This is a genomic window from Candidatus Nomurabacteria bacterium, assembly GCA_020632075.1.
Lineage (GTDB): Bacteria > Patescibacteriota > Minisyncoccia > Phycocordibacterales > UBA918 > OLB19.
Genome location: JACKGH010000002.1, coordinates 69821 through 94580, shown reverse-complemented (window position 1 = coordinate 94580; position 24760 = coordinate 69821). Strand labels below are relative to the sequence as shown.

Sequence of the window (24760 nt, the reverse complement as noted above, 5' to 3'; positions counted from 1 at the left end):
AAATAGTTTATCAACACTATGTCATTATTTCCCCATGACTTACAAAAACACTATTCGCAAACCGTTTCTTACTAAAACCGCCAGTTTATTCTTGGCGGTCATTTTATTCATTGGTCCATTTGGTGACATACCTTTTGCTCATGCTTCACTTGTAGTTGGCGATCCTGCGAGAACAACACAAAACGCCGTCCAGCCAGTCTCACTTTGGTCATCGTACGACAATGCTTCTGGCGCTTTTGATTATCAGTATGAAATTGCTTTGCCTCCGGGCGTTAATGGACATACTCCAACAGTGTCGCTTTTGTACAATTCACATGAAGAGAATGTGGTTGGTGTTTATGGTGCTGCTTGGAAGGACAGTATTCCATACATTAGTCTCTCAAGCCGTAAGGGGGTAAATACGATTTATGATGATCCGGTTTTTGTTTCGTCCTTAGATGGAGAATTGATTGCGGATGGCAGCGATTACAGACCCGAAGTAGATTTTGGTAATTTTCGAGTATATAGTCATCCAAATCAAAGTACCTGGGAGACAACAGATAAAGATGGTACTACCCATATTTTCTCCTCCCATATGGCAGATCCAGACGATCCGAATCGTATCTACAGATGGTATCTCGCCAGTAGTACTGATAGTAACGGAAATGAAATAAGCTACACCTATATTAATAGCGATGGGCAATTATATCCGTCGACCATTTCCTATGGTCCGTATACCGTAGTATTTACAGTTGCGAGTTCGTCAAAACGTGGGATTAGTTATAGGTCAGGGTTTCGAGTTTATACTGGGGATCACATCAGTAAGATAGAGGTTAAAAAAAGCGGTGACACGTTTGCTACTTACGATCTGTCTTACAGTGATGGTCGGTTAAACTCCATTACACCAACAACTGATGTGGCCAAGCCGGCTGTCGTGTTTGAGTATGGAGCAGGTACAGGTGATTGGGTCTATCAAAGTGCTCTAAATCACTCCGCGAATGTTGATCATAATGACGGCATCACCCAACAGTATTTTGATTTCAATGGTGATGGTTTGGTTGATAGAGTGAACGGGTTCGAAAGTAGCTATGGTAGCAATGCACTTGGAGTGATTTTTGGTAATGGTAGTGGATGGGTTGGGGCAACGTCAACCTTCCCTGGCTTGCCGTCACCAATCTATCTATCGTCCGATGATCCAGACGGCCACAACGCCCGAGTAGCTGACTTTAACGGTGATGGATTAGCTGACATTGCTTACCAGTACACCACCAGCCAGATGCGGGTTTACCTTAACGCGGGTGAAAATACTTTTGAGTACGAATCATCACTAAACCATTCCGCGAATGTTGATAGTAGTAACGGCATCACCCAACAGTATTTTGATTTCAATGGTGATGGTCTAGCTGATAAGGTGAATGCTTTCCAGAGTGACAGCGGCAGTAGTGCTCTTAGTGTGAGCCTGAATACGGGAACGGGTTGGGAAACGGCATCATCGAGTTTCCTGTCAGGCTTGCCGTCAACGGTGTATTTTTCATCAGATACGGTGGACGGCCACAACGCCCGAGTAGCTGACTTTAACGGTGATGGATTAGCTGACATTGCTTACCAGTACACCACCAGCCAGATGTGGGTTTACCTTAATAGTGGTGGAGGGGGTTTTGAACATGAGACGTCTTTAGATCATTCTTCTTACGTCGACCACAACAACGGCATCACCCAACAGTATTTTGATTTCAATGGTGATGGTCTAGCTGATAAGGTGAACGGGTTTCAGAGTACATACGGCAGTAGTGCTCTTAGTGTGAGCCTGAATACGGGAACGGGTTGGGGTGCAACCATATCGAGTTTCCCTGGCCTGCCGTCACCGATTTACTTGTCGTCTGATGTTTCTGATGGGTTGAATGCTCGTATAGCTGACTTTAACGGTGACGGCCTGGCCGACATTGCCTATCAATACACCTCATCCAACATGCGTGTATATTTGAATCCAGGTCCTGACTTCCGACTCGCGACAATAACTGATCCTGTGTCTGACACCGCGACAGTTATCGAGTATCAGCCACTTTGGCAATCAAGTACAGACAATACAGTTCCAATCTCACTTCAGGTTGTAAAGTCTGTAACCAAAACATCGTCAGTTACTGAAACTACAGATGAGTATGTCTATGAGGGTGCATACTACTATTTAGACCGGAACGACATTTACGACCATCGATTTGTTGGTTTCGGTAAAGTAACAAAGACTACAGATTTAGGAAAAGAAATTACGTATTACCATCAAGGGAATGAAGCCGCTACGTCATCAGAAGAAGAAATTGATGGTGAAGCACTCTTCGGTGTTGCGTATCGTACTGAAAAGACTGACCTTTCAGATAACCTTTATCAACTAAATCGATACAATTACGCCACGTCCTCCCTTAGTAGCAGTAGCACTTTTGTCAAACTTGAGAGTGATTTGCAGCTCGACTATGATGGCGACAGTGATAAGAAAGCCTCCGCTAATTCGTATATATATAGTGGTGATCATGGCTCGATGTTAACCAAGACAGAGTGGGGAGAAGTTAGCGGTAGTACTGACGGTACTTTTACAGATACTGGAACCGACGATCGCGAAACTACCTATGAATATGCAACGAGCAGTGACTTGGTACTCCCATCCAAAATCACGGTTGAGGATGACTCAAGCACCAAGGTTCAAGAATCTAGGTACTACTACGACAATCAATCTCTCGGTTCGGTTACGACAGGAAATCTTACCAAACAACAAGATTGGGTTATTGGCTCCACTTATGTGGATACAGAGTTGACTTATGATTCGTACGGTAACATTCTCACTAAGACCGACCCTAATAGCAACGTCACGCTTTTTGCTTACGACACATACAATCTATTCGTTGCTTCAACTACTGATGCTGAAGGACACAACACTCAGTATGAGTATGATTATCGTACTGGTCAGGTAGGTACGACTACCAACGCAAATGGAGAAGTGTTTGTCACTATCTATGATGGCTTTGGTCGACCAACAGCGAAGTATATGCCTGACCCTCAGACTGGTAGCCAAGTGCAAATTGCAGCTTATACATACACTGATACTGCTGGGGCGATAAGTGTGCAACAGACCGATTACCTCGACGGTTCAACTTCACATAGTAAATACACTTATTATGATGGTTTTGGTCAGGTGATCCAAGAAAGAGTCGAAGCTGAAGGAAGTACTCAGTACGCAGTACGTGACTATATATATGGCGACAATGGTCTCTTGAAGGCTGAGTCTCTCCCTTACTTCAGTACTGGTACTACCAGCACCAATGCTACCACCGACGGAGATTTGATGACGAGCTATGTTTATGATGCTTTGGCTCGCATTACGGCTGTTGGGACAGTAGTTGGTACTACCAGCACTAGCTACGACCAGTGGCAAGAAACAGTTACTGATGCAGCGAGCAATGACAAGATCTTCGAGTATGATGCCTATGGACGTCTAACTCTAGTTACTGAAGAGGAAGGAGTTAGTTCATACGATACTGTTTACGACTGGAACGCAAGGGGTGACTTAATCAAGATAACTGATGCTGCTGGCAATGTTCGCAATCTGACTTATGACGGCTTGTCTCGGCGCACCTCACTGGAAGACTTGCATGATACATCTGACACAGATTACGGAACATGGCTGTTTAGTTATGACGATGCTGGCAATGTGTCTTCTACCACTGACCCGAAGGGGCAAGTGGTGAACTACACGTACGATGGTGTGAATCGGGTACTGACGGAAGATTATCTCGGTACTGGCTATACTGACGTGACATACGTCTACGATAACTGTACCAATGGTGCTTCACAGCTATGTTTTGTTGCAAACGAAAGCGCCACCACAACCTACACCTACACACCAAACGGATTAATTGATACTGAGACAAAGACTATTGCTGGTACTGAATACGCAACTGAATATGAATACGACCGATTAGGCAATCAAACTCTACTCACTTATCCAGATGACTCTGAGGTCAGATACACCTATAATAAAGCCAATAAGCTTGAAAAGGTTGAACAACGAGAAAGCGGGGGCTCGTTTGCTGATGTGGTGAATAACTTTGAGTATGGTCCACATGACTTGATTACACAGCAAGTACACAGCAATGGTGCTACGACAACGAAGACGTATGATGCTAGTGAGTTGTATCGCCTCAGCTCTATTGTTACCACCGCAACCTCTACCGCTGGTTCTGGTGGTCCTGGTGAGGAAATGGTCGAAATCATGCTGCTGCTAGACTCTCCTGATTTTGAGCTTTTGTCTTCAGGATCAATCTCTTCTGATACATCTCCACATGACAATCTGGATTTAGGAGAAAGCCAAGTGGCGGATGAAAATCCTGAGATAGTTTGGGGTGTTTCAGAAACAGGAAATAGTGACGGGCTTAACATCGTACAAGAAAAATCAACAACTTCTACAACAACAGTCCCTGTAGTTTTTGCTACAACCTCTACTTCAAGTGGCAATGTAATTGATGTGGTTAGCCAACAGACTAAAGAGAGCAAGTCTACTGCTGCTGGTCAAATCAACAAAATTGATAAGAGAGCAACTTATGTTTCTGATTCAAAGGCTGACAAGGCTGATTTCAAAGAGTTGGGAGGCAAACTCGCTCTTAGTAAGGTAAATGGTTTAGAAGTTGAGGTTGCAAAGAATCGACCAGAAGTGAGTTTTAAAAAATGGAATGAAAAAGTTGACTTCTCAATCAGTTACAATGACATTTCTATTCAAGAAGCAGACTTCAGTGCCGGAAATCTTATTCGCTGGAAGAACCAAGATCAATCAAAGGAGGTCCATGTGTATCCTTTGTCTAGCGATGAACAGATGGAAAACGGAGGTCTAGAGATCGAGGTAGTTTTAGCAGAAAAGCCTGACAGTAACAAATTCAGATTCTCTTTAAGTGGGTATGAAAATCTTGATTTCTTCTATCAACCTGAATTAACAGAAGAGGAGATTGGTGAAGGAAAAGAAAGGCCAGAGAACATCGTTGGATCATACGCTGTCTATCACAAAGAGTTGAGTGGACATGTGCTTGGAGGGGTTAATTATGGTGCAGGAAAAGTGTTCCATATATACAGACCTAAGATTGCAGATTCGAGTGGTGACGAAGTATGGGGCGCTTTATCTATTGTAGATGGTGAGTTGATAGTCACAGTTCCACAGGAATTTCTAGACACAGCTGAGTACCCAGTTTTCGTTGACCCTACCTTCGGAGATACTTCAATCGGGGGGAGTTTGTCAGTACATTCAGGGAAAGACTATGGTGGCATTAAGGGTACTCCTGGACAGTCTGGTACAGTTAGTTCAATAAAGGTTTACACAAGAAAACAGAAGTCCGGTTCAACTGTGATTGGAACTGCTATCTATTCGGACTCAAGTGGGTCGCCAAACTCAAGATTGGCAGTTGATACTGGGAATCAAACTATAACTACTACACCTGCTTGGATTAGTAGTAATATCAATCTCAGTGTTACAGGGAGTACTCCATATTGGATTATGTATTGGCCTCAGATCCCTTCAGTTGATTACTACGACTCTGTATCAAACGCGTACAAGTATGAGACTGGAGGAAGCTTTGAAGGATGGCCAAGCAGCTTCACTGCCACACAAGTTTCAAGTATTCGATTAACGATGTATGCTGAATACACACTTAACAATCAGGCACCGACATCACCAACAGAACTTAAGACAGAAGGTAGCGCAAATCCAACAGCCGTTTCAGATAGTGCACCCGAATTTACTGCAGTTTACAATGATCCTGATTCAGGTGATCAAGCGGTAAACTATCAGATTCAAGTTGATGATGATAGCGGGTTTGGCAGTACAATTTGGGACAGTGGTAAAACAGCACTCGCCACTACGTCACAAGGGAGTACAACTCCTAGTATTTCCTACGGAGGTTCAACATTAGCTTCGAGTACACTGTACTACTGGAGAATTAAATTCTGGGATGACGAGGACGAAGAGGGTATTTGGAGCACTTCAACAGCAACTTTTGTTCTGGCGACAGGCACTGACCCATACGCTCTTTATGAAGTGGTTCAAAGAGTTAACTATGTATACGATTCGGTTGGAAATATTACTCAAATCGCTGATTCCTCTGGTGTTGTAAGTTCTGCAACTACTACCTATGGCTACGATGATCTGTATCGTCTCACCAGTGCTTCTACCACCTTAGCTACAACTACTCCGTATAGTCGTACATATACGTATAGTCCAATCGGAAACATCCTGAGTAAATCTGACCAAGGTTCGTATACGTATGCGGAAACAGGGTATGCCAACCCTCACGCCGCTACAGCTATTAACGGGGTTACGTACACCTACGATAAAAATGGTAACTTAGCGTCTACTAGTGCTAGTACCACAAACACTTGGAATTACCGCAATCAGCTTGTCGAATCAGATGAGGGAACTGCTACGACCAGCTATGGATATGATCACAACGGCTCACGTGTCTTCAAGATCACTTCCGAAGGAACGACTTATTATCCTTTCGCTAACTACGAGATCACCGATACTGGGACGACTACCAAGCATATTTACGCTGGAGACATGTTAGTAGCAACTGTGGAGGGAAGTGGCGCAGGAGCACTCACATACCACAATCACTTAGACCATCTTAATTCAACGAGGGTGGTAACTGACGGAATCGGTTACACCGCTCAAGTTCTCGATTACTACCCGTTTGGAGCTACAAGGATTGATGCTCAGTATGGAAACCAGAATCAGACCAAGCGGTTTACGGGACATGAGTACGATGATGAGACGGATTTGAGCTACATGGGAGCAAGGTATTACGCCGGCGATACAGGACGCTTCACTTCTCAGGACCCATTGCATATCAGATTAGATAAACCAAACCTACTCACCAATCCTCAGAAACTGAATAGCTACTCGTATGTTGAAAATAATCCGTTGATCAAGTTTGATCCAAATGGAGAAAGCAGTGCAATGTTCTGGGGTAATATGCAAAGAGTTGATAACTTGTCTGGTGGGTACATCAGTCGAGAGACAAGGAGTTATCAACAAGCTGGACAGACTGCAGTGAACGCTGCTACTTCACCACAGGCACAAGCAGTTTATACAGTAGCTGGTTTGGCGGCTCTAACTTTAGCTGCCCCAGAACTTGGTGTTCCAATATCAACTCAGATGGCCAGATCAGCTGCAGTAACTGGAATCTCAAATGCTGCCTTTAGTGGATACGTTGATAAGCAGGATGGATCGTTTGACGGCGGTCCACTAGAATCTGGAAGTAGTTATCTGTTTGGCATGGGAACTGCGGGATCAGCCGCTATTAAAAAATCAGGTCCTTTGGTTGTTGGACCAGCTGCTGCCGCAGCAGAGAGTTACCTGTTTGATGGAAAAGTAAGTGGCTCGCAAGTTGGAGCATCTGGTGCAGGTGGTACGGCGGGATTCCTATTTGAAACTGCATTGACTACTTCTCCTGTTGGTAATAAAGCTGGATTTGCCGGGCAGGTTATACAAGGTACATTTGAACTGAGTGTTACTATAGGAGCATACAAATCTCTAGAAAGAGATGACGGGGATGATAATTAAGATTTATGGATAAAGTAATGAATACAAAGGTATATAAACCGTCAATGTTCATTTTCTGGCTCGTTGTTGCAATATTCAGTTTCTTTACTGTTGTTGGTGCTCAGAGAGGCCACTTGTTCACGGAAGGTGCAATACCAGTTGTCGGAGGAATGATAGTGGCTACTGTCTATGTTTATCTTCTTAGTACCAATATGTACGTAAAAATTGTAGACAACATGAACATCATTATTAATTGGCATGATTCATTCAAAAAAGTTGAAGTGCGTTTGCCTGAAGTTAAGTATATATTACGAGTACCAAGAATGGTCATACCGGGCTTTGGAATTAAAATGTTGTTGTATGTTGAGGAAGGTGACCATCTAAAACATGTAGCCATTAACGAATATGGATTTAATGACAAAAAGCTACATGAATTTCTAGAAAAAATTCGATCAGTCAAACCAAATGTAATACTTGATGCTGAATATGAAGAATTTCTAGGAAAAGCAATTGATCCAGTAAAATCACATAATTTTTCTAGTTCTACTACTAAAAATACGGTCGCTTCAGTAGAGCAATTCTTGAAAAATAGAGGTGAAAAACTTAATTAATTTTTACTTCTATATAAATCCCGCTTAAGCTCACTCTATCGTAGTAATCAAAATGTACTGAGAGATTACTTTGAACAGTAGGAATTTGTCACCGTAATTACATAACTGCTTTTCAGAACAATGCCCCCATACCCCCGTCTTACCGGTTTCGCTGTCTGCTGTAACTTAGAGTCTTAGATTCTCCAGTGATTCAAGTACTTGATTCCAATGCTGACGTATCTCTGCAACAAGAAAAGAAAAGCGGCCTGACAAAATGTCAGGCCGCTTTTCTTTTGTCTGCCTGGGTTGTTAATTTTAGTATTGTCTTGTATGGTTGTCGCAGGTTATCACTTAGGAGAATGCCTTGAAAGCGCTAACGAATCTGCCGTTAATGGCAGCTCATGCGATGGTTATGCTTTATGCAAAGTTACGGATCACGTATGTGTTCCATAGCACAAACCGGTACATCCGCTTACGGCCAGGCGACGTGATACTGCTATGGTTCATGATCATCGCGGCTTGGGCCGTCGGTTTGCTCGTTGTCGTAATGTGGCAATTTGGGTTCATCGAGCTTGAATTGACCGGATGGGTAGTGTTGGGATCGAGTGTGTTTTTGGGGCCACCGTTAGCAACGATGGCAGTCTGTGAATCTGCTCGCTATCTCTATCTGAAGGAAAAACAAAAAAGCGCAATGTAAGGTAACCGTGCACGTTTTCAAAGCCCCCTGCAAGTGGGGCTTTTGTCTGCTCGGCATGATGCAGTATAATGTGACCACTCTATGAATATTACGAAAGCTGTTATTGCTGTTGCTGGTTCGGGGACTCGTCTGCTTCCTGCTACCAAATCGCAGCCGAAGGAAATGTTGCCGATCATTGATAAGCCGATCATTCAGTATTTGGTAGAAGAGTTGGTTGAGGCGGGGATCAAAGATATCATCATGGTGACCCGGTGGGACAAAAAGCCACTTGAGGATCACTTCGATCGATCGTTTGAACTTGAGCGTAGTCTTGAAAAGACTGGTAAAGAAAGACGTTTGGCTGAAGTGCGTCGGATTTCAGAAATGGCGAACTTCGTATACGTGCGACAGAAGGGGCCGTACGGAAACGGTACGCCCTTGCTTTCAGCAGCAAATCTGATCGGTGATGAACCGTTCGTCTATGCTTTTGGAGACGATCTGGTGAAGAGTGAAGTCTCGTTCACGAAGCAGCTGGTTGAACTATACAAAAAAGAACAAGCTCCGATGATCGGTGTGCAGGAAGTGGCTGAAGCTGATGTGGAGAAATACGGTATCGTGAAGTACCGTGAAGACGGTCTTGAGCTTGAAGATATCATTGAAAAGCCAGATAAAGCACATGCACCATCGCGACACGCCGGCTTTGGTCGGATGATCCTTAACCGAGAGATCGTGGATATCTTGGCGCGTACCGAGCGAGGGAAAGGAGATGAATTGTGGATCGTAGATGCGGTCAAGAACTACATCGCTGAAGGGGGGAGATTCCTGGCAAAAGCGGTTGAGGGTGGTGCTTGGATCACTACCGGGGACCCAGAGAACTATCTGCGAGCCATCCTTACCTACGCAGCGGATCGTCCAGATCTAAAAGATGTCTTGGATGAGTACTGTGTGCAACAGTAGTGCGAATGGATAAAACTGTTGAAGGAAGCAGGGAAATAGTGTACTCTAGCGCCACTGTTTCGTGCATGTCGTTGTAAGCAAAGCTTGCCCCGACTGCGTTCGAAGCTAGAATATCCAAGTAGACTTTGCTATTCTACTTCTCACTTGTCGGCGTAGCTCAGACGGTTAGAGCGTGGGACTCATAAACCCAAGGTCGGAGGTTCGATTCCTCCCGTCGACACAGATATTTCACAAAACTCTCCTCGTGGGAGTTTTGTTTTTATGGAGTGGTGAGCGAGAAGATAAGAACACAAAAGGCCGGCCCCGAAGGGGCCGGCCTTTTGCTCTTCCTGCGCGCCAGACGGGACTCGGTCACAAATAAATTTTCTCCGAAAATTTTTCGCGACCCCGCCTCACTCGTTCGTCATTCTTCCTCACATCGTTCCGACTTTCTCGCCCCCGACGCTGGCAAAGCAGTTTGCCAGCTTCTGTCGCTGACAAAGTAAAACACCGACAAACAGTCGGTGTTTTACTTTGTGGCGCGCCAGACGGGACTCGAACCCGCAACCTCCCGCGTGACAGGCGGGTGCTCTAACCAGTTGAGCTACCAGCGCAAAGTGGCAAGAGTATATCTGGTTTTTTACATTTTTACAAGCTGTTTAGTTGGTATTTAGAAAATTGTTGACACCTCACCAAATTCAAGTAGTTTTAAAGAGGATTTACACACAAACGAAAGGAGTGTTTTGTGGAAATGGTATTAATCATAGTTATGCTACTAGTTGTCGCATATGTGCTTGTTGAGTTAGTGGCTTTTGTTTTGACTGTTACAATAGCAAAGTATGTACGGTTGATAGCCAAATTGAATTTCGAGGGAGTGGCTAAAAATGCAGAAGGTGTTAAACGTATTGAGAAGTATACAAAAATCGTTCAAAGACTCTTTGCTTTTTTACTGCTTAGAGTACAGCCACTACTCATTCGAGCAAAAAACAACCGTTGATTTGCATCAGCGGTTTTTGTTTATTTGTGAGGCATGATTGATACGTTCATTTGAATTGCGATTTACTTTTGTCTACAATATTGGTCATGCCATCTTAGCTCAGTTGGTAGAGCGTAGCATTCGTAACGCTAAGGTCCCGAGTTCAATCCTCGGAGATGGCTCAAAAAAAGTGGCGATATCTGAAATGATTTGGTATGCTACCCGCACGAAAGTTGCCAATGTATGAGAATCATACATTGCCTTCGTTCGAACAAAATGTGTCAACACATTTGATTTCTTCGAAAAAAATCACTGTCCGAGCAAGCTCTGACATTGTATTTTTCTCAGAAATCCAAAGCGAGTAAACTCGCTTTGTCACTCACTCGCCAATGTAGCTCAGTCGGTAGAGCGCATCCATGGTAAGGATGAGGTCTCCAGTTCAATCCTGGACATTGGCTCAACAAAGACAGCGGCGCCCGCGTAGCGGGCGCCGCTGTCTTGTATTTATGTACAAGTTGGACTATTGTACTGGCAGTTTTCTTTAGGAGACGGTACTGTGAACATTCAAGGTAATGAAGTGCAGGTCCTGATTTCTCGGGAAGTGTACAATGTGTTGCCAGATGAAGTGGTCGAGGAACAGTATCGTTCCCTGATGACTCAACTACACGGTGAAGCATCTAGCGCCGTGCCGCTGCAACTCCCCGCTCGCTTAGTGTCTGACTCTGAGATCATTGTGTTTCTGCTCTACGGACGTCGTATTGTGAGTACAGCGCAAGCGTCGCTTGCAACGACGTTCCCGCGAGCACATGTGTATATCAACAATGTCGTGACGCTCGCATCTCATCATCGCATGGGCTTTGCCTCTGAAGTATTGCGCTCGTTGCAGGTGGCAGCACTCGATCGATGGGCAGAGACCTATGAGCAGTTTCGCTTTGAGTTGAGCAATAGCCCCAAGAAAGACAACGCTGGTTTCTATGCCAGAATGGGGTTTCGGCCACGCACAAAGGAGAGCGGCGATGAGACTGTGGTGTGGGTGCTCGATGTATAACAGGGGCGCGGTCCGCCAGGACCGCGCCCATTTTTTATTTTCCTGCTATACTCTTCGGCATGTCAAAACTAGATGTGCCATTTTTTAAACAAGACAAAGAATACACCTGTGGCCCGACCTCGCTGCAGATGGTGTTTGCGTACTATGGCAAGCGTGCGTCAGAAGCTGCGCTTGCTGAGGCACTTGGTACTAACGACGATTCGGGCACCCGTAAGGATCGTATGCAGCAACTTGCTACTGCACTTGGATTTCATTGTTATGTGAACAATGGCTCAACTCTAGAAGAACTACAGTATCTCATCAGTCTCTCGATCCCTCCGATCGTTCGTTTTATTGAGCCAGATGAAGACGAAGACCACTACGGTGTGGTAGTGTCTATAGATGACGAGACGTTGATCATCCATGACCCGTGGAATGGGCCAGATCAAGTATACGATCGAGAGGAATTCTTTGATCGTTGGTTGTGCCGCAAATGGGGTACGTGCAAGCAGTGGCTCATGGCGGTCGCACAAGAGCCACTTCCGCTCGGACACCAATTTCATCCAAATGAATAACGAACAAACCCAAGCACGAATACAAGAGATCGAGGCGGCGATGCTCGAGCCGACTTTTTGGAATGACCCCGCGGCAGCACAGGCGATGATCAAGGAACTTCAGGAACTCAAGGATGCGGCTGACGGAAAAGGGAAGTATGACCGTAGTGACGCAGTCTTTACGATCGTGGCGGGCGCTGGGGGTGACGACGCTGAAGATTTTGCACGCATGCTGGTCGAGATGTATCAGCGCTATGCTGAGGGGAAGAATTGGAATGTGATGGTGATCGATAGCAACGCCAATGATCATAATGGCTATCGAAATATTACTTTTGAAGTGCAAGGGAAGGGCGCCTATGGTGCACTTCAGTACGAGTCGGGTGTACACCGCTTGGTGCGCATCTCACCGTTTAATAGTAATGGCAAACGCCAGACCTCGTTCGTATTGGTGGAAGTGTCTCCGCGACTTGAAGACGTGAGCGCCGTGGAGCTCAAAGAGGAAGATCTTGAGATCTCTTTCGCGCGTTCTGGTGGCGCGGGTGGACAAAATGTAAACAAGCGCGAGACAGCAGTACGGATCGTCCATAAGCCGACCAACATCTCAGTCAATATTTCTTCCGAGCGGTCGCAGCAGCAGAATCGCGAAAAAGGCCTCGCGCTGTTGGCAGGTAAGATCTATGCCTTTGAAGAAGAGCAGCGCCGTCGTGAACTGCAAGGTTTGTCGGTTGAAAAGAGTCTTAAGATCGAGTGGGGAAGTCAGATTCGCTCGTATGTGTTACATCCGTATCAACTCGTAAAAGATCATCGTTTTAACCTGGAAGTTCGCAATGTTGAAGCAGTCTTAGCTGGTGATATTGAGCCATTTATTGAGGCTGCTGCTGCGGCAAAGACCGAGTAATGTAGCGGTCTAATAGTATAGTTTTGAGCTTTGCTCTACCATGGTATACTGTCCCCGATATGATTTACTATCGAATGAGTGAGAGTCGCGTAAATGCTGTAAAGCATTTACATGACCGAACGAGTGAAGATAGAAGTAAGAAACAAAGTGTATGATCTACTTTGATAACGTTTCAAAGGTGTATAACGACGGTCGTAGTGCCGCGCTCCAAGAGGTTACGTTTCAAGTAGAACCTAAAGAATTCGTCTCAATTGTCGGTCACTCCGGTGCAGGCAAGACAACCCTCCTTAAGATGATCATTGCGGAAGATCGACCGTCTCATGGACAGGTCTTCTTTGAGTCACTCGATGTGCATCGTATCCCGAAGACCAAGTTGCCGCACTACCGCCGTAAGATTGGTACGGTCTTTCAGGACTTCAAGTTGCTGCCACACAAGACTGCGTATGAAAACGTCGCGTTTGCGATGGAAGCTAATGGACGCAGTGACATCGAGATCGCCGAAAATGTGCCGCAAGCACTGGCACTTGTAGACTTGGAGGATAAAGCATGGAACTTCCCGCATGAGCTTTCTGGGGGTGAGAAGCAGCGTGTTGCGATCGCTCGTGCGATCGTCAATCAACCAGATATCATCATTGCTGATGAGCCAACCGGCAACCTTGACCCGATCGCTACCTATGAAGTAGTCCAGATCCTCCGCAAGATCAATGATCTTGGTACGACCGTCATTATGACCACACACAACAAGGGTGTGATCGACGAGATCGAACGACGGGTTATTACTATGGACGGCGGTCGCATTGTGCGTGATGACGCAACTGGTAAGTACGTTTTATAATTAGCATATGATCACTGGAGTCCGTAGAGTAGTAAAAGCAGGGTTTGTTGGTTTTTGGCGCAATGCCTACGTGTCATTGGCCTCTATTTTTGTATTGACCATTGGTCTCTTTGTGATCGGTGCAACAATGTTCCTTAGCCAGCTTTTACAGACGTCGCTTGATATTCTTCAGTCGAAGGTTGATATCAATGTGTACTTCGTGCCAGATGCACCGCAGGAAGAGATCGATCGTATTCGAACTGCAGTAGAGGCACTACCTGATGTCTCTTCGGTTGGCTACACCTCACGCGAAGACGCGCTTGCGAGATATCGTGAAGAGAACATGAACGACACGGTTGCGATGCAGGCACTGGAAGAACTTGACGAAAACCCACTCGGAGCTACGATCGCGATCCAGGCCAAAGAGACTTCACAGTACGAGAACGTTGCTCGCTTCCTTGAGGAGCAGCGTGAGCAGGCGCAGCCACAAGTGCCAGTGATCGATGAGATCAACTACGCTAAGAACAAAGAGTCTATCGATTCACTTACTACCTTTATCAACACAACCAGACAAGCGAGTCTGATCGTTATGGGTGTATTGCTTGCAGCAGCTGTGCTGATCACATTTAATACGATCCGTTTGGCGATCTATACCTCTCGTGAAGAGATCGCTATTATGCGACTGGTGGGTGCCGGGAACATGTTCATTCGTGGCCCATTCATGCTTCAGGGTATTATGTATGGGTTTGTATCAGGTGTTCTTTCCTTACTACTCTTCTATCCACTCTTGGTTTGGTTGGGACCAAAGACAGAACGATTTTTTGATGGTTTCAACCTCTACAACTACTACATGATCAATTTTGGTGAGATTTTTGGTGTGCTCGTTGGTATCGGCGTCGTGCTTGGTCTGGTCTCAAGTACACTCGCGGTAGCACGTTATTTACGAACCTAACTTTTTCCTGTGCCTATGACAAAACGAACAACTAAGACGACTGTAAAGAAGTCGGCTGCGAAGTACATTTTTGTGGTCGGTGGTGTCATGAGTGGTGTGGGGAAGGGAGTTGCTTCTTCTTCGATCGCTAATCTACTACAGGCACGTGGTAATAAAGTGACCGCAATAAAGATCGACCCGTACATCAATGTCGATGCGGGAACTATGAACCCAACCGAACACGGTGAAGTGTTCGTGCTTAAAGATGGTCTTGAGACCGACCAGGACATGGGTAACTATGAGCGTTTTCTCAATACCGATCTGCCTAGTATCAACTACATGACGACCGGTAGTGTGTACCAGTCGGTCATTCAAAAAGAGCGCAATCTTGAATACGGCGGCCGCAACGTGGAGGTGGTGCCAGATATTCCACTTGAAGCCATCAGTCGCATCAAGCGAGCGGGCCACGAAGCGGCCGCCGATGTGGTCCTTATCGAGGTTGGCGGAACAGTCGGTGAGTATCAGAACGTTCTCTTTCTTGAAGCGATCCGTATGATGAAGACTGAAGAGCCGGAGAATGTGGCGGTGGTGATGGTGAGCTACTTGCCAGTACCAGGCTCGATCGGTGAAATGAAAACCAAGCCTACTCAGACTGCCGTACGGATGCTTAACAGTGCAGGGGTCTTCGCGGATATGATCATCTGCCGTAGCCCGCAAGGTGTCGATCAGAAGCGTAAGGAAAAGATCGCAAAGTTTTGTAATGTGAAAGTGGAGAATGTGATCTCCTCGCCTGACCTTGAGAGTATTTATGATATTCCGGTGAACTACGAAGAAGATCAGTTGTCGCTCCGCTTGAGTCATTTGCTTGGACTTCCGGTGCGCAAGCCGGCTGATCTAAAAGCTTGGAAGCAGTTCGTTCGACGGTCAAAAAACCAGAACGACACCGTAAAGATCGCGGTGGTCGGAAAGTACTTTAATTCTGGAGACTTTGTGTTGTCGGATGTGTACATTTCAGTTCTTGAAGCGATCAAGTTTTCAGCCTATAAGCTCAACTTAAAGCCAGAGATCTCATATCTTGGTTCGCAAGACTTTGCAGATAAGAAGAAGCTTAAGGAGCTAAAGAAGTTCGACGGAATTCTTGTACCGGGTGGGTTTGGTACGACCGGTATTGATGGGAAACTTAATGTGATCGAATATGCGCGCAAAAACAAGATTCCGTATTTTGGGATCTGCTACGGCATGCAGCTGATGGTACTTGAGTATGCACGCAATGTGCTTCGCCTCAAGAATTCGAGTACCGAAGAGATCGATCCAAAGGCTGAGCATTTGGTGATCGGCGTGATGCCGGACCAGCGTGAGAAGATCGCGAAGAATGAGATGGGAGGCACAATGCGACTCGGGCAGTATCCTGCCGAACTGAAAGCTGGTTCACTGGCAGCAAAAGCATACAAGAGCAAAGAGACGCTCGAGCGACACCGTCATCGCTATGAAGTGAATCCAGAATACATTGCACAGCTCGAAGCGGCTGGGCTTCGGTTCTCAGGCACCTCTCCAGATGGCACACTCATGGAAATCGCTGAGCTACCAGCACACGAGCATCCATTTTTTATGGGAGTACAGTTCCATCCGGAGCTTCAAGCGCGACCGCTCGCACCACATCCGCTTTTCACTGCGTTTGTGAAAGCGGCGTACGAGACGCACTAGGGAATAGAAAGGGGGGCGGGCGAAGCCCGCGCCCCTTTCTATTCTTCTGCTACACTGTCACTATGAAACGATACGTAGCCCTCCTCCGCGGGATTAATGTCGGCGGCAACAACAAAGTCGAGATGAAAAAGCTTAAAGTCATGTTTGAAGACATGGGTTTTGGTGATGTGTCCACGTACATCAATTCAGGTAATGTGCTTTTTAGCGCCGCCGAGGTTGTGGATGTAACTTCAATCGAGACAGAGATCGAAAAGACCTTTGGGTTTTTTGTACGCACGTTGGTGCGAGAAAAGAAGGATATTCTAAAGATCGTAGAGGCAGTTCCAGCAGCGTGGGAGAATAGTGCTGGCCAAAAGACAGACGTACTTTTTCTTTGGCCAGGCTACGATTCAAAAAAGAGTATTGAACTGCTCAAGATCACTGATGGTGTGGATGAGCTACTGTATGAAGCCAAGTCGATCATTTGGCATATTGACCGAAAAGACTATAACAAAAGCGGGATGAATGACTTTATTGGTACCGAGCTCTACAAAAATATGACGGCGCGCAATATCAATACAGTGCGGAAACTAGCTAGCTTACTCGAAGCGTAGGCAGTATACTAGCGGGCATGACTTGGGCAGCATACGCACTTCTATCGGCTTTCTTTGCGTCACTCGTGGCGATCTTTGGAAAGATCGGTATTGAAGGAGTAAATAGCAATTTAGCGGTAGCGATTCGTACGGTGATCATTGTGGTTATGGCGTGGGGAATTGTGCTCTTCCAGGGGAACGCACGTGAGATCTTTGAGATATCACGCTACACCATGACCTTCTTGGTGCTCTCGGCGCTGGCGACCGGTGCGTCATGGCTCTTCTACTACAAAGCATTGCAGCTCGGCGAAGTGGCACGCGTAGCACCGATCGATAAGCTTAGTATCGCTCTCACGATCATCTTGGCGTTTGTCTTCCTTGGTGAAAAGCCAACAGTAGGGAATGTGGTTGGTGGTCTCTTGGTGACGGCTGGTATTCTCTCTACGATCTATCTTGATCAGTTTCTCGCTCGCTAAGGTTTCTCTCCTTTCAAAATGTATCGCTTACTAAAGCCACCACGTTCGGTGCGCTTTTTTATTTGTGCCTCTTCGACGCCTGTGTATTCAGGGAGTGTGCGGAGGGCGTCAATGACCTCAAGCACGTCGGCCAGCTCCTCGATAGCGCCGTCGCTGCTTACAAATTCCTCGGCCTCTTCAAGGAGTTTTTTGATGAGTTCGGCGCGATACTCAGCGTCGTCGGCAATGTACTGCGCATAGCGAACACCCTTTTTATCGAGTATTTCCGGGATGCGATCACGGACCAATTTGTGGTAGGTGGTCATAGAGCTATTGTAGCAATGCTGGGCTGAAAAAGTAATCAAAATGTGCTACTGTATCTGGCGCGCGGGCTACGCCCGCGCGCCATTCAATAAAGCTTCACCGAAGCGACAATAATCAAATACACTGCCGGATCGTCTAATGGTTGCCAGAAATTACCGAGCGTAGCGAGTATAATTTCTGAGTACGTCTGATTTTCTTCCATCCAAGAAGAAAATCTGACGCAAGCATCTGACTGCCTGCAATGCTTCATCGAAGCAACAACAATCAAATACACTGCCGGATCGTCTAATGGTAGGACACCAGGTTTTGGTCCTGGGTATCTAGGTTCGAGCCCTAGTCCGGCAGCCAGCACAGAAAAGCAGGCTTTTGCCTGCTTTTCTGTGCTCAGTGGGGCCGAAAATAGGGCGAGAAAGGCGCAGCGATGTGAGGAGCGGCTTTGGCCCGCCGCGACGAACCAGCGAGCCGGGGTCGCGAGCACTTAGTAGATTATGAGCGTAGCGAAATAATATACTTAGTGACTCGTGACCGAGCCCTAGTCCGGCAGCAGCATAAATCACCAGCTTCAGCTGGTTTTTTGCTATGTGAAGTTCTTGTCTACAGCTACTTGTAGTCATCTGTAAATGTATAGTATACTTTACATATGAAAATTGGTAATAAAGGCAGTGTAACGATCATCGTACTGGCTGTTCTGGCTCTGGCTACTTTGGGTGCTGGTGCATATATGGTCACGAAAGATCATGGTGTGAGTGAGGTTCCTCCGGTGACCGAGCTGGTGTCGACCAGTGAGGAGAGTGTCGGAGATATGAGTGAAATGTCATCTGAAGATGAGATGGCAGTTTCAGATAATGAGAACATGTCAGCTGATGCGATCGCTGACAGTGCACAGGAGGAGGGTGCTGGCAGTTCGATGAGTCCAACGACCGAAGTGACTGCGGTAGGGACGACTCCAGCAGCAACAGCGTCAGTAGCTGTCGATTCTGGGCAGCGTGAGACGGTGGTCTTGGCTGGTGGATGCTTCTGGTGTACTGAAGCCTTCTTCCAGGAAGAACCGGGGGTGGTAGACGCGGTGAATGGGTACGCGGGAGGTACAGCAGACACTGCAGACTACAAGACGGTCTCGCGGGGTAAGACTGGTCACCGAGAAGCGGTGCAAGTGACATTTGATCCGGTTCGTATTTCGTTCAAAGAGATCTTGGATGTGTATTGGGGCCACATCGACCCGACCGACGATGGTGGTCAGTTCGCAGATCGCGGTTCACAGTATCGTACTGCCATCTTTTACAGTAATGACACTGAGCGGCAGATCGCTGAGGATTCTAAGCAGCGTCTTGGTACTAGTGGTCTATTTGATAAACCGATCGTCACTGAGATCCTTCCTTTTACGACTTTCTTTAAAGCAGAAGAGTATCATCAGGATTATTACAAAAAGGCCGCTGATCATTATCAACGATATAAGAGAGCTTCGGGTCGTGCTGGCTTTGTGGAAGAGACATGGGCTAAGGATGCGGCGCTGTACTTTTTGAGTGAGGAGGGGATGGATGTGACTGACTCCCTAGAAACAAGTAGTACAGATACAACTGTGTGGACGCCTCAGACCTACACTGCGGAAGAGATCGTTGTTTTGCAAAAAGCCCTCGATGCTAGCGCCTATCATATTGTTGCTGAAAATGGCACTGAACCGGCATTTAAGAATGCGTACTGGGACAATCATGAGGCGGGCATTTATGTCGATGTGGTGACGGGTGATCCGCTGTTTTCCTCAACCAACAAATATGATTCCGGAACTGGCTGGCCGAGCTTCTATCAGACCATCACGGGTGCGCCGGTCTCAGAATTGCCGGATACAACTTATGGATTAGTACGGACCGAGGTTCGGAGTGGGGGAGGTCACCTCGGACATATTTTCAACGATGGTCCGACAGAACATGGTGGGAAGCGTTATTGCATCAATTCCGGCGCGCTACGTTTTGTGTCGCAGACTGAAATGACGAGGGAGGGTTATCAAGACTATCTCTACTTATTTACTGAGTAGGTGAGTCAAGAGTAAAAATAAATATATGGAAAACAATCAAAACAATAAAACAATGTTGATCATCGTGGCGGTGCTGGTCGTGGCGGGTATTGGCGGTTGGTGGTTGCTTCAGGACACTGATGAAAGTATGGAAGCTACTATGAGCGAGAGCGCGATGATGGAAGAGAGTGAAGAGGCGGAAGGAGCAATGATGATGCAAGAAGAACCCGGTGTACCAGACGGTGTCATGATGGAGGAATCTGGTGCGATGATGGAAGAGGCAGGAGTAATGATGGAGGGTGCTGATGCGATGATGGAAGCGGACAGCAACGTTTTGCATGGTACGTATGAGGCGTACACGGCAGATAAACTCGCGCTCGCAAACAGCGGTGATGTAGTGCTATTCTTCCATGCTTCGTGGTGCCCGACCTGTCGTGCAGCAGATGCGAGTATCAGGTCAACGGGTGTTCCTGATGGGTTGGCGATCCTCAAGCTTGATTTTGATACACAGACTGAACTCAAGAAGAAATACGGTGTGACGGTGCAGCATACGTTTGTTCAAGTTGATGCTAATGGCAATCTGCTGAAGAAGTGGACCGGTAGCGCCAGCGCTGCAGCAGTGGCGAGTCAGACCATTTAGCTTATGACGTTACTACTTATCTCATTTATCGCTGGCGCACTCACTGTCTTGGCGCCTTGCATTTTACCGCTTTTGCCGGTTGTGATCGGTGGCTCAGCGACCGATCACGGTAATCGGTGGAAGCCGTACATTATCACCGCTTCACTGGCGTTGTCGGTGATCGTCTTTACTTTGCTACTTAAGGCGACGACGCTCGTGATCGACATTCCACCTGCATTCTGGAAATGGTTTTCTGGCGGTATTTTGTTGGTGCTTGGAATTGTGTTGATCTTTCCCTCGCTGTGGGAAGGTCTTAAATTCAACGCCATTCTCAACAGTCGATCACAAGTGCTGTTGAACAAAGGTAGTAAGCAAAATAGTGTGTGGGGTGATGTCATTATGGGAGCGGCGCTTGGACCGGTGTTCTCAACCTGCTCTCCTACATACTTTGTGATCTTGGCGACTGTACTGCCGTCGTCGTTTGCACTCGGGATGGTGTACTTGTTCTCGTACACACTAGGCTTGGCGCTGGTGCTGGTCTTGATCGCGCTCCTTGGGCAGAAGTTGGTTGGTCGTCTCTCTGGCGCAGCTGATCCGCGCGGTTGGGTAAAGCGCGGGATGGGTGTACTGATCGCGTTGGTTGGCTTTGCGATCATCTCTGGTCTCGATAAACAGCTGGAGACAGCGATCTTGGATTCAGGTTTCTTTGATGTGACCAAGATCGAGCAACGATTGCTCGAGAAAACCGACATGCCTGACGATATGGGCCCGGTCGGTGCGCTGAAAGATAGCGCGGATGCACCGACCGGGCCACAGGCCCCAGAGCTTGCTGGCATCAGTGCGTATCTAAATACCAGTAATGAACCAATTACTCTAGAGCAATTTCAAGGCGAAAAGATCGTACTGGTAGATTTTTGGACGTACAGCTGTATCAACTGTCGTCGCACGCTGCCATACTTGAATACTTGGTATGAACGGTATCACGATCAGGGTTTGGAGATCGTTGGGGTGCATACACCGGAGTTTGCATTTGAACAACAGACCAGCAACGTAGAGCAAGCAATCGCTGATTTTGGGATCAAGTACCCCGTGGTGCTTGATAATGACTACTCGACCTGGCGGGCGTTTGGGAATAAGTTTTGGCCGCGAAAATACTTGATCAACGAGAAGGGACAGATCATCTACGACCACATTGGTGAGGGTGCTTACGACGAGACTGAAGCAGAAATTCAAGCTGCTCTGGCCCAGCTCGGTAAAACTTCAGCACAGACAGTGGGTGGCGTGGTCGGTGTCACAGCTGTCGATTTTGCGTCGGTTGGCAGTCCTGAGGTGTACTTTGGTTCTAAGCGCAATGAGTATCTCGGAAATGGTACGAAACACGAGGGCGGTGTGCAGACACTTTCGTTACCTACCACCTTTTCCGCTGACCAGTTGTATCTTGATGGTACCTGGAACATTACTTCGGAGTATGCCGAGACACGAAGTGCTGGGGAATTGGTATACACCTTTACCGCGAAAAATGTCTACATGGTCCTTGGGTCTGGTTTGGAGAATGTTGCTGAAGTGTACCTTGATGGCCAACCGATCTCACTCGATCAAGCTGGAGCTGATGTGGCAGAGGAGAAGTTGATGGTGTCAGAGGAACGCATGTATCACATTTACACTAGTGATGAGTATGGCACGCATGAGTTGAGATTGAAGGTAGAGCCTGGATTTAGAGCGTATACATTCACCTTTGGATAGGATCAAGCCTATACCCTAAAGAGTTTGACAAAACTGCACATAATGTTATAAATTAACACCAAGAACACCGCACTTTTGTATCACTTTGATACGGTGCGGTTTTGCTTAATGTGGTGGTGGAAATACAAATTATGAACATGTTTCGCAGTAAGAAAAAGAGTAAAGGAAAGAGCCTTGAACGGTGTTCGTTTAAGCGTCAGTGGGGTTCGGAGAAGAACGTGGTGCCACTTTCATATATGCACGACAAGCCGACGAATTTTGTGATTGCGTACAGCCGCATTGCCATTGTGCTGACGATCGTGTTTTGGCTTATGTACATTACCGATGTGATCATCCGTCAGCTCATTGATGGCCCGCAGGATTACCAGTTCACGGCCGAAGTGGTGGGTTATTCGACGATCGTGACCTTTCTTACATTGTCCGCACTTATCTATCTCATCACCCGACAAGGTGCGCTCCAGAGTTTTAAAAAACATATGCGTGCACCACAGCGCGTACTGGACGAACACTTTGCGACGCATCGTTCATCGATCACTGTGCTTGTGCCTTCGTATAGTGAAGAGGTGCAGGTGATCAGAAAGACCTTGCTTTCAGCGGCACTCCAGGAACATCCAGATCTCAATGTCGTACTACTGCTTGACGATGAGCCGTTTCGTGTACGACCAGAGCACAAAGAGCGCATCGAGCAGACATTGCAGCTTGGTGCTGAGATCGAAGCGCTCTTGTCTGAACCGCTCGCTGCTGCAATGGCACTTCGAACTGAGTTAGAGAAGACGAATTTCAAAGGAGACAAGAAAGCCATCGAGCGCATTGTGGCGCAGTATGAATGGACCGCAGATTGGTTAGAGCATACAGCTAAGATCGAAGTGATCGAAGATCATGTAGACATGTTCTTTGCGGACCAGGTCTTGTGTGAACTTGCTGGGGAGCTTCGCGCTGCCGGGCGAGAACAGCTGGCGTTGCGTGATGGTGGTGTGCAGTTTACGAAGAGTCGTGTAGAGCAATTGTGTAACCGACTCGTCTGGATCTTCCAGGCCAAGGTGAGTCTCTTTGAGCGTAAGCGATACATCTCACTCTCACACGAGCGAAACAAGGCGATGAACCTCAATGCGTATATTGGTCTCATGGGCGGTATGTACCACAAAGAACAGACCGCAGAAGGAACGATCCTGATGAAGACCAATAAAGCAGACGAAGCCGATCTCGTGATCAGGGATACTGATTTCATTTTGACATTGGATGCTGACTCGGTATTGCTTCGTGGATACTGTGCTCGGTTGGTACATTTCCTTGAACAGCCAAACAATGCCGATGTAGCAGTGGTACAGACTCCATACTCATCGTTCCGAGGTGCACCATCTCGCCTTGAGCGACTGTCGGGCGCGACCACTGATATCCAACACATCATTCATCAGGGGATGAGTCACTACGGGGCAACCTTTTGGGTGGGCGCTAATGCAGTGATCCGCAAGCGAGCGCTTGAGGATATTGTTGAGACAGAATTTGTCGGTGGGTTTGAAGTGAAGCGCTATGTCCAAGACCACACCGTGATCGAAGATACTGAGTCGAGTATTGACATGGCACTCCATGACTGGCGGCTGGTTAATTATCCGGAGCGTCTGAGTTATAGCGCGACGCCGCCCGACTTCGGCTCTTTGGTGGTACAGCGATTGCGGTGGGCAAATGGTGGGTTACTTATCTTTCCGAAACTTTTAAAGCTGCGTCATAAGCGTAAGCACGAAGGTCGGCCGATGTCGAAGCTTGAGTTCTTGATCCGCACCAACTACATGGTATCGATCGCTTGGTCGAGCGCTGGTCTCGTTTTTCTTTTGGCGTACCCATACGATGGACGACTGTTGAGTCCGTTAGTGTTGTTGGCTGCTGCACCGTACTTCATTGCAATGTCGATGGATCTCAAGTACTGTCGCTATAATTACACTGACATCTTCCGTATCTACGGTTTCAATCTCATTCTGCTTCCGGTCAACATCGCAGGTACACTGAAGTCGTTGCAGCAAGCGATCACTACCAAAAAGATCCCATTTGCCCGTACACCAAAAGTGAAGAATCGCACTGCGACCAATTGGCTCTATCTCATTGCACCATTGGCGATCGTCATCTTTTCACTCTTTACCTTGTGGCGTAACATTGAGGGGCAGAACTGGGGCAATGCTGCGTTCGCTGGTTTCAATGCGTTTGCGGCTATGTGGGCGATCGTTGCGTATATTGGGGTCAAGAATATGATCGTCGATCTTTGGTTGGCACTAGTTGATGTACTATATGTCGAAGTGCCGGTAACACCGACCAAGAAGCGTTCTTGGAATTGGCCTCGATTTGGCATGAAGCGAGGGTTAGTAAGCGAGGGTAATTAATTTGCA

At 46.9% G+C, this 24760-nt stretch carries 18 protein-coding genes and 5 tRNA genes; 21 read left to right on the top strand and 2 right to left on the bottom strand.

Features of this window, described 5'->3' with window-relative positions; translation table 11 throughout:
* The first annotated feature begins 34 nt into the window (after positions 1-34).
* From H6786_05505 to H6786_05485, 5 genes are all read left to right on the top strand, one after another.
* Complete coding sequence (locus H6786_05505) at positions 35-7573, top strand: VCBS repeat-containing protein (GenBank protein ID MCB9816817.1); 7539 nt, start codon at positions 35-37, stop codon at positions 7571-7573.
* Positions 7574-7578: 5 nt separating this feature from the next.
* Positions 7579-8163 (top strand): hypothetical protein, encoded by a 585-nt coding sequence (locus H6786_05500; GenBank protein ID MCB9816816.1) that lies wholly within the window; start codon positions 7579-7581, stop codon positions 8161-8163.
* Positions 8164-8506: 343 nt separating this feature from the next.
* Positions 8507-8839, top strand: a complete 333-nt coding sequence (locus H6786_05495) for a hypothetical protein (protein ID MCB9816815.1) — start codon at positions 8507-8509, stop codon at positions 8837-8839.
* An 81-nt stretch (positions 8840-8920) separates the two neighbouring features.
* Positions 8921-9775 (top strand): UTP--glucose-1-phosphate uridylyltransferase, encoded by an 855-nt coding sequence (locus tag H6786_05490; protein ID MCB9816814.1) that lies wholly within the window; start codon positions 8921-8923, stop codon positions 9773-9775.
* A 146-nt stretch (positions 9776-9921) separates the two neighbouring features.
* Positions 9922-9995 (top strand) — tRNA-Met (locus tag H6786_05485).
* A gap of 296 nt (positions 9996-10291) precedes the next feature.
* On the opposite strand, the gene H6786_05480 is transcribed toward H6786_05485, so the two are convergent.
* Positions 10292-10368, bottom strand: a tRNA-Asp gene (locus H6786_05480).
* Between the two features lie 131 nt (positions 10369-10499).
* Between H6786_05480 and H6786_05475 the strand changes: the two genes are divergently transcribed.
* The 11 genes from H6786_05475 (at position 10500) to H6786_05425 (ending at position 17706) form a co-directional block, all read left to right on the top strand.
* The gene (locus H6786_05475; protein MCB9816813.1) at positions 10500-10751 is read left to right on the top strand and encodes a hypothetical protein; all 252 of its coding nucleotides are present in this window, start codon (positions 10500-10502) and stop codon (positions 10749-10751) included.
* Between the two features lie 88 nt (positions 10752-10839).
* A tRNA-Thr gene (locus H6786_05470) sits at positions 10840-10912 on the top strand.
* Positions 10913-11115: 203 nt separating this feature from the next.
* A tRNA-Thr gene (locus H6786_05465) sits at positions 11116-11188 on the top strand.
* Positions 11189-11286: 98 nt separating this feature from the next.
* Entirely contained in the window at positions 11287-11778 is a 492-nt protein-coding gene (locus H6786_05460) for a hypothetical protein (protein ID MCB9816812.1), read from the top strand.
* 59 nt (positions 11779-11837) lie between these two features.
* The gene (locus tag H6786_05455) at positions 11838-12332 is read left to right on the top strand and encodes a C39 family peptidase (protein ID MCB9816811.1); all 495 of its coding nucleotides are present in this window, start codon (positions 11838-11840) and stop codon (positions 12330-12332) included.
* Positions 12325-13209: a PCRF domain-containing protein gene (locus H6786_05450; GenBank protein MCB9816810.1), complete on the top strand. Its 885-nt coding sequence runs from the start codon at positions 12325-12327 to the stop codon at positions 13207-13209. The genes H6786_05455 and H6786_05450 overlap by 8 nt, the downstream gene beginning before the upstream one ends.
* Before the next feature lie 151 nt (positions 13210-13360).
* Complete coding sequence (gene ftsE, locus H6786_05445; GenBank protein MCB9816809.1) at positions 13361-14044, top strand: cell division ATP-binding protein FtsE; 684 nt, start codon at positions 13361-13363, stop codon at positions 14042-14044.
* 7 nt (positions 14045-14051) lie between these two features.
* Complete coding sequence (locus tag H6786_05440; GenBank protein ID MCB9816808.1) at positions 14052-14975, top strand: ABC transporter permease; 924 nt, start codon at positions 14052-14054, stop codon at positions 14973-14975.
* 15 nt (positions 14976-14990) lie between these two features.
* Positions 14991-16658: a CTP synthase gene (locus tag H6786_05435; GenBank protein MCB9816807.1), complete on the top strand. Its 1668-nt coding sequence runs from the start codon at positions 14991-14993 to the stop codon at positions 16656-16658.
* 62 nt (positions 16659-16720) lie between these two features.
* Entirely contained in the window at positions 16721-17251 is a 531-nt protein-coding gene (locus H6786_05430; protein MCB9816806.1) for a DUF1697 domain-containing protein, read from the top strand.
* 17 nt (positions 17252-17268) lie between these two features.
* Positions 17269-17706: an EamA family transporter gene (locus H6786_05425; GenBank protein ID MCB9816805.1), complete on the top strand. Its 438-nt coding sequence runs from the start codon at positions 17269-17271 to the stop codon at positions 17704-17706.
* Here H6786_05425 and H6786_05420 read toward each other — a convergent pair.
* Positions 17703-18011 carry a nucleoside triphosphate pyrophosphohydrolase gene (locus tag H6786_05420; protein MCB9816804.1) on the bottom strand — a complete coding sequence of 103 codons (309 nt, stop codon included), beginning with the start codon at positions 18009-18011 and terminating at the stop codon, positions 17703-17705. The genes H6786_05425 and H6786_05420 overlap by 4 nt on opposite strands.
* Positions 18012-18283: 272 nt before the next feature.
* Here H6786_05420 and H6786_05415 point away from each other — a divergent pair.
* From H6786_05415 to H6786_05395, 5 genes are all read left to right on the top strand, one after another.
* Positions 18284-18357: transfer RNA gene (locus H6786_05415), tRNA-Gln, on the top strand.
* Between the two features lie 559 nt (positions 18358-18916).
* Complete coding sequence (gene msrA / locus H6786_05410; GenBank protein ID MCB9816803.1) at positions 18917-20041, top strand: peptide-methionine (S)-S-oxide reductase MsrA; 1125 nt, start codon at positions 18917-18919, stop codon at positions 20039-20041.
* A 25-nt stretch (positions 20042-20066) separates the two neighbouring features.
* The gene (locus tag H6786_05405) at positions 20067-20660 is read left to right on the top strand and encodes a thioredoxin family protein (GenBank protein MCB9816802.1); all 594 of its coding nucleotides are present in this window, start codon (positions 20067-20069) and stop codon (positions 20658-20660) included.
* A 3-nt stretch (positions 20661-20663) separates the two neighbouring features.
* Positions 20664-22382 carry a redoxin family protein gene (locus H6786_05400; GenBank protein ID MCB9816801.1) on the top strand — a complete coding sequence of 573 codons (1719 nt, stop codon included), beginning with the start codon at positions 20664-20666 and terminating at the stop codon, positions 22380-22382.
* Between the two features lie 137 nt (positions 22383-22519).
* Positions 22520-24754 (top strand): glycosyltransferase, encoded by a 2235-nt coding sequence (locus H6786_05395; GenBank protein MCB9816800.1) that lies wholly within the window; start codon positions 22520-22522, stop codon positions 24752-24754.
* Positions 24755-24760: the final 6 nt, after the last annotated feature.

Excerpts from the sequence above, each read along its gene's own strand:
- H6786_05505 (MCB9816817.1), top strand. The coding sequence starts at position 35 with ATGACTTACAAAAACACTATTCGCAAACCGTTTCTTACTAAAACCGCC.
- H6786_05500 (MCB9816816.1), top strand. The coding sequence starts at position 7,579 with ATGGATAAAGTAATGAATACAAAGGTATATAAACCGTCAATGTTCATT.
- H6786_05490 (MCB9816814.1), top strand. The coding sequence starts at position 8,921 with ATGAATATTACGAAAGCTGTTATTGCTGTTGCTGGTTCGGGGACTCGT.
- H6786_05455 (MCB9816811.1), top strand. The coding sequence starts at position 11,838 with ATGTCAAAACTAGATGTGCCATTTTTTAAACAAGACAAAGAATACACC.
- H6786_05450 (MCB9816810.1), top strand. The coding sequence starts at position 12,325 with ATGAATAACGAACAAACCCAAGCACGAATACAAGAGATCGAGGCGGCG.
- ftsE (MCB9816809.1), top strand. The coding sequence starts at position 13,361 with ATGATCTACTTTGATAACGTTTCAAAGGTGTATAACGACGGTCGTAGT.
- H6786_05440 (MCB9816808.1), top strand. The coding sequence starts at position 14,052 with ATGATCACTGGAGTCCGTAGAGTAGTAAAAGCAGGGTTTGTTGGTTTT.
- H6786_05435 (MCB9816807.1), top strand. The coding sequence starts at position 14,991 with ATGACAAAACGAACAACTAAGACGACTGTAAAGAAGTCGGCTGCGAAG.
- H6786_05430 (MCB9816806.1), top strand. The coding sequence starts at position 16,721 with ATGAAACGATACGTAGCCCTCCTCCGCGGGATTAATGTCGGCGGCAAC.
- H6786_05425 (MCB9816805.1), top strand. The coding sequence starts at position 17,269 with ATGACTTGGGCAGCATACGCACTTCTATCGGCTTTCTTTGCGTCACTC.
- H6786_05420 (MCB9816804.1), bottom strand. The coding sequence starts at position 18,011 with ATGACCACCTACCACAAATTGGTCCGTGATCGCATCCCGGAAATACTC.
- msrA (MCB9816803.1), top strand. The coding sequence starts at position 18,917 with ATGAGTCCAACGACCGAAGTGACTGCGGTAGGGACGACTCCAGCAGCA.
- H6786_05405 (MCB9816802.1), top strand. The coding sequence starts at position 20,067 with ATGGAAAACAATCAAAACAATAAAACAATGTTGATCATCGTGGCGGTG.
- H6786_05400 (MCB9816801.1), top strand. The coding sequence starts at position 20,664 with ATGACGTTACTACTTATCTCATTTATCGCTGGCGCACTCACTGTCTTG.
- H6786_05395 (MCB9816800.1), top strand. The coding sequence starts at position 22,520 with ATGTTTCGCAGTAAGAAAAAGAGTAAAGGAAAGAGCCTTGAACGGTGT.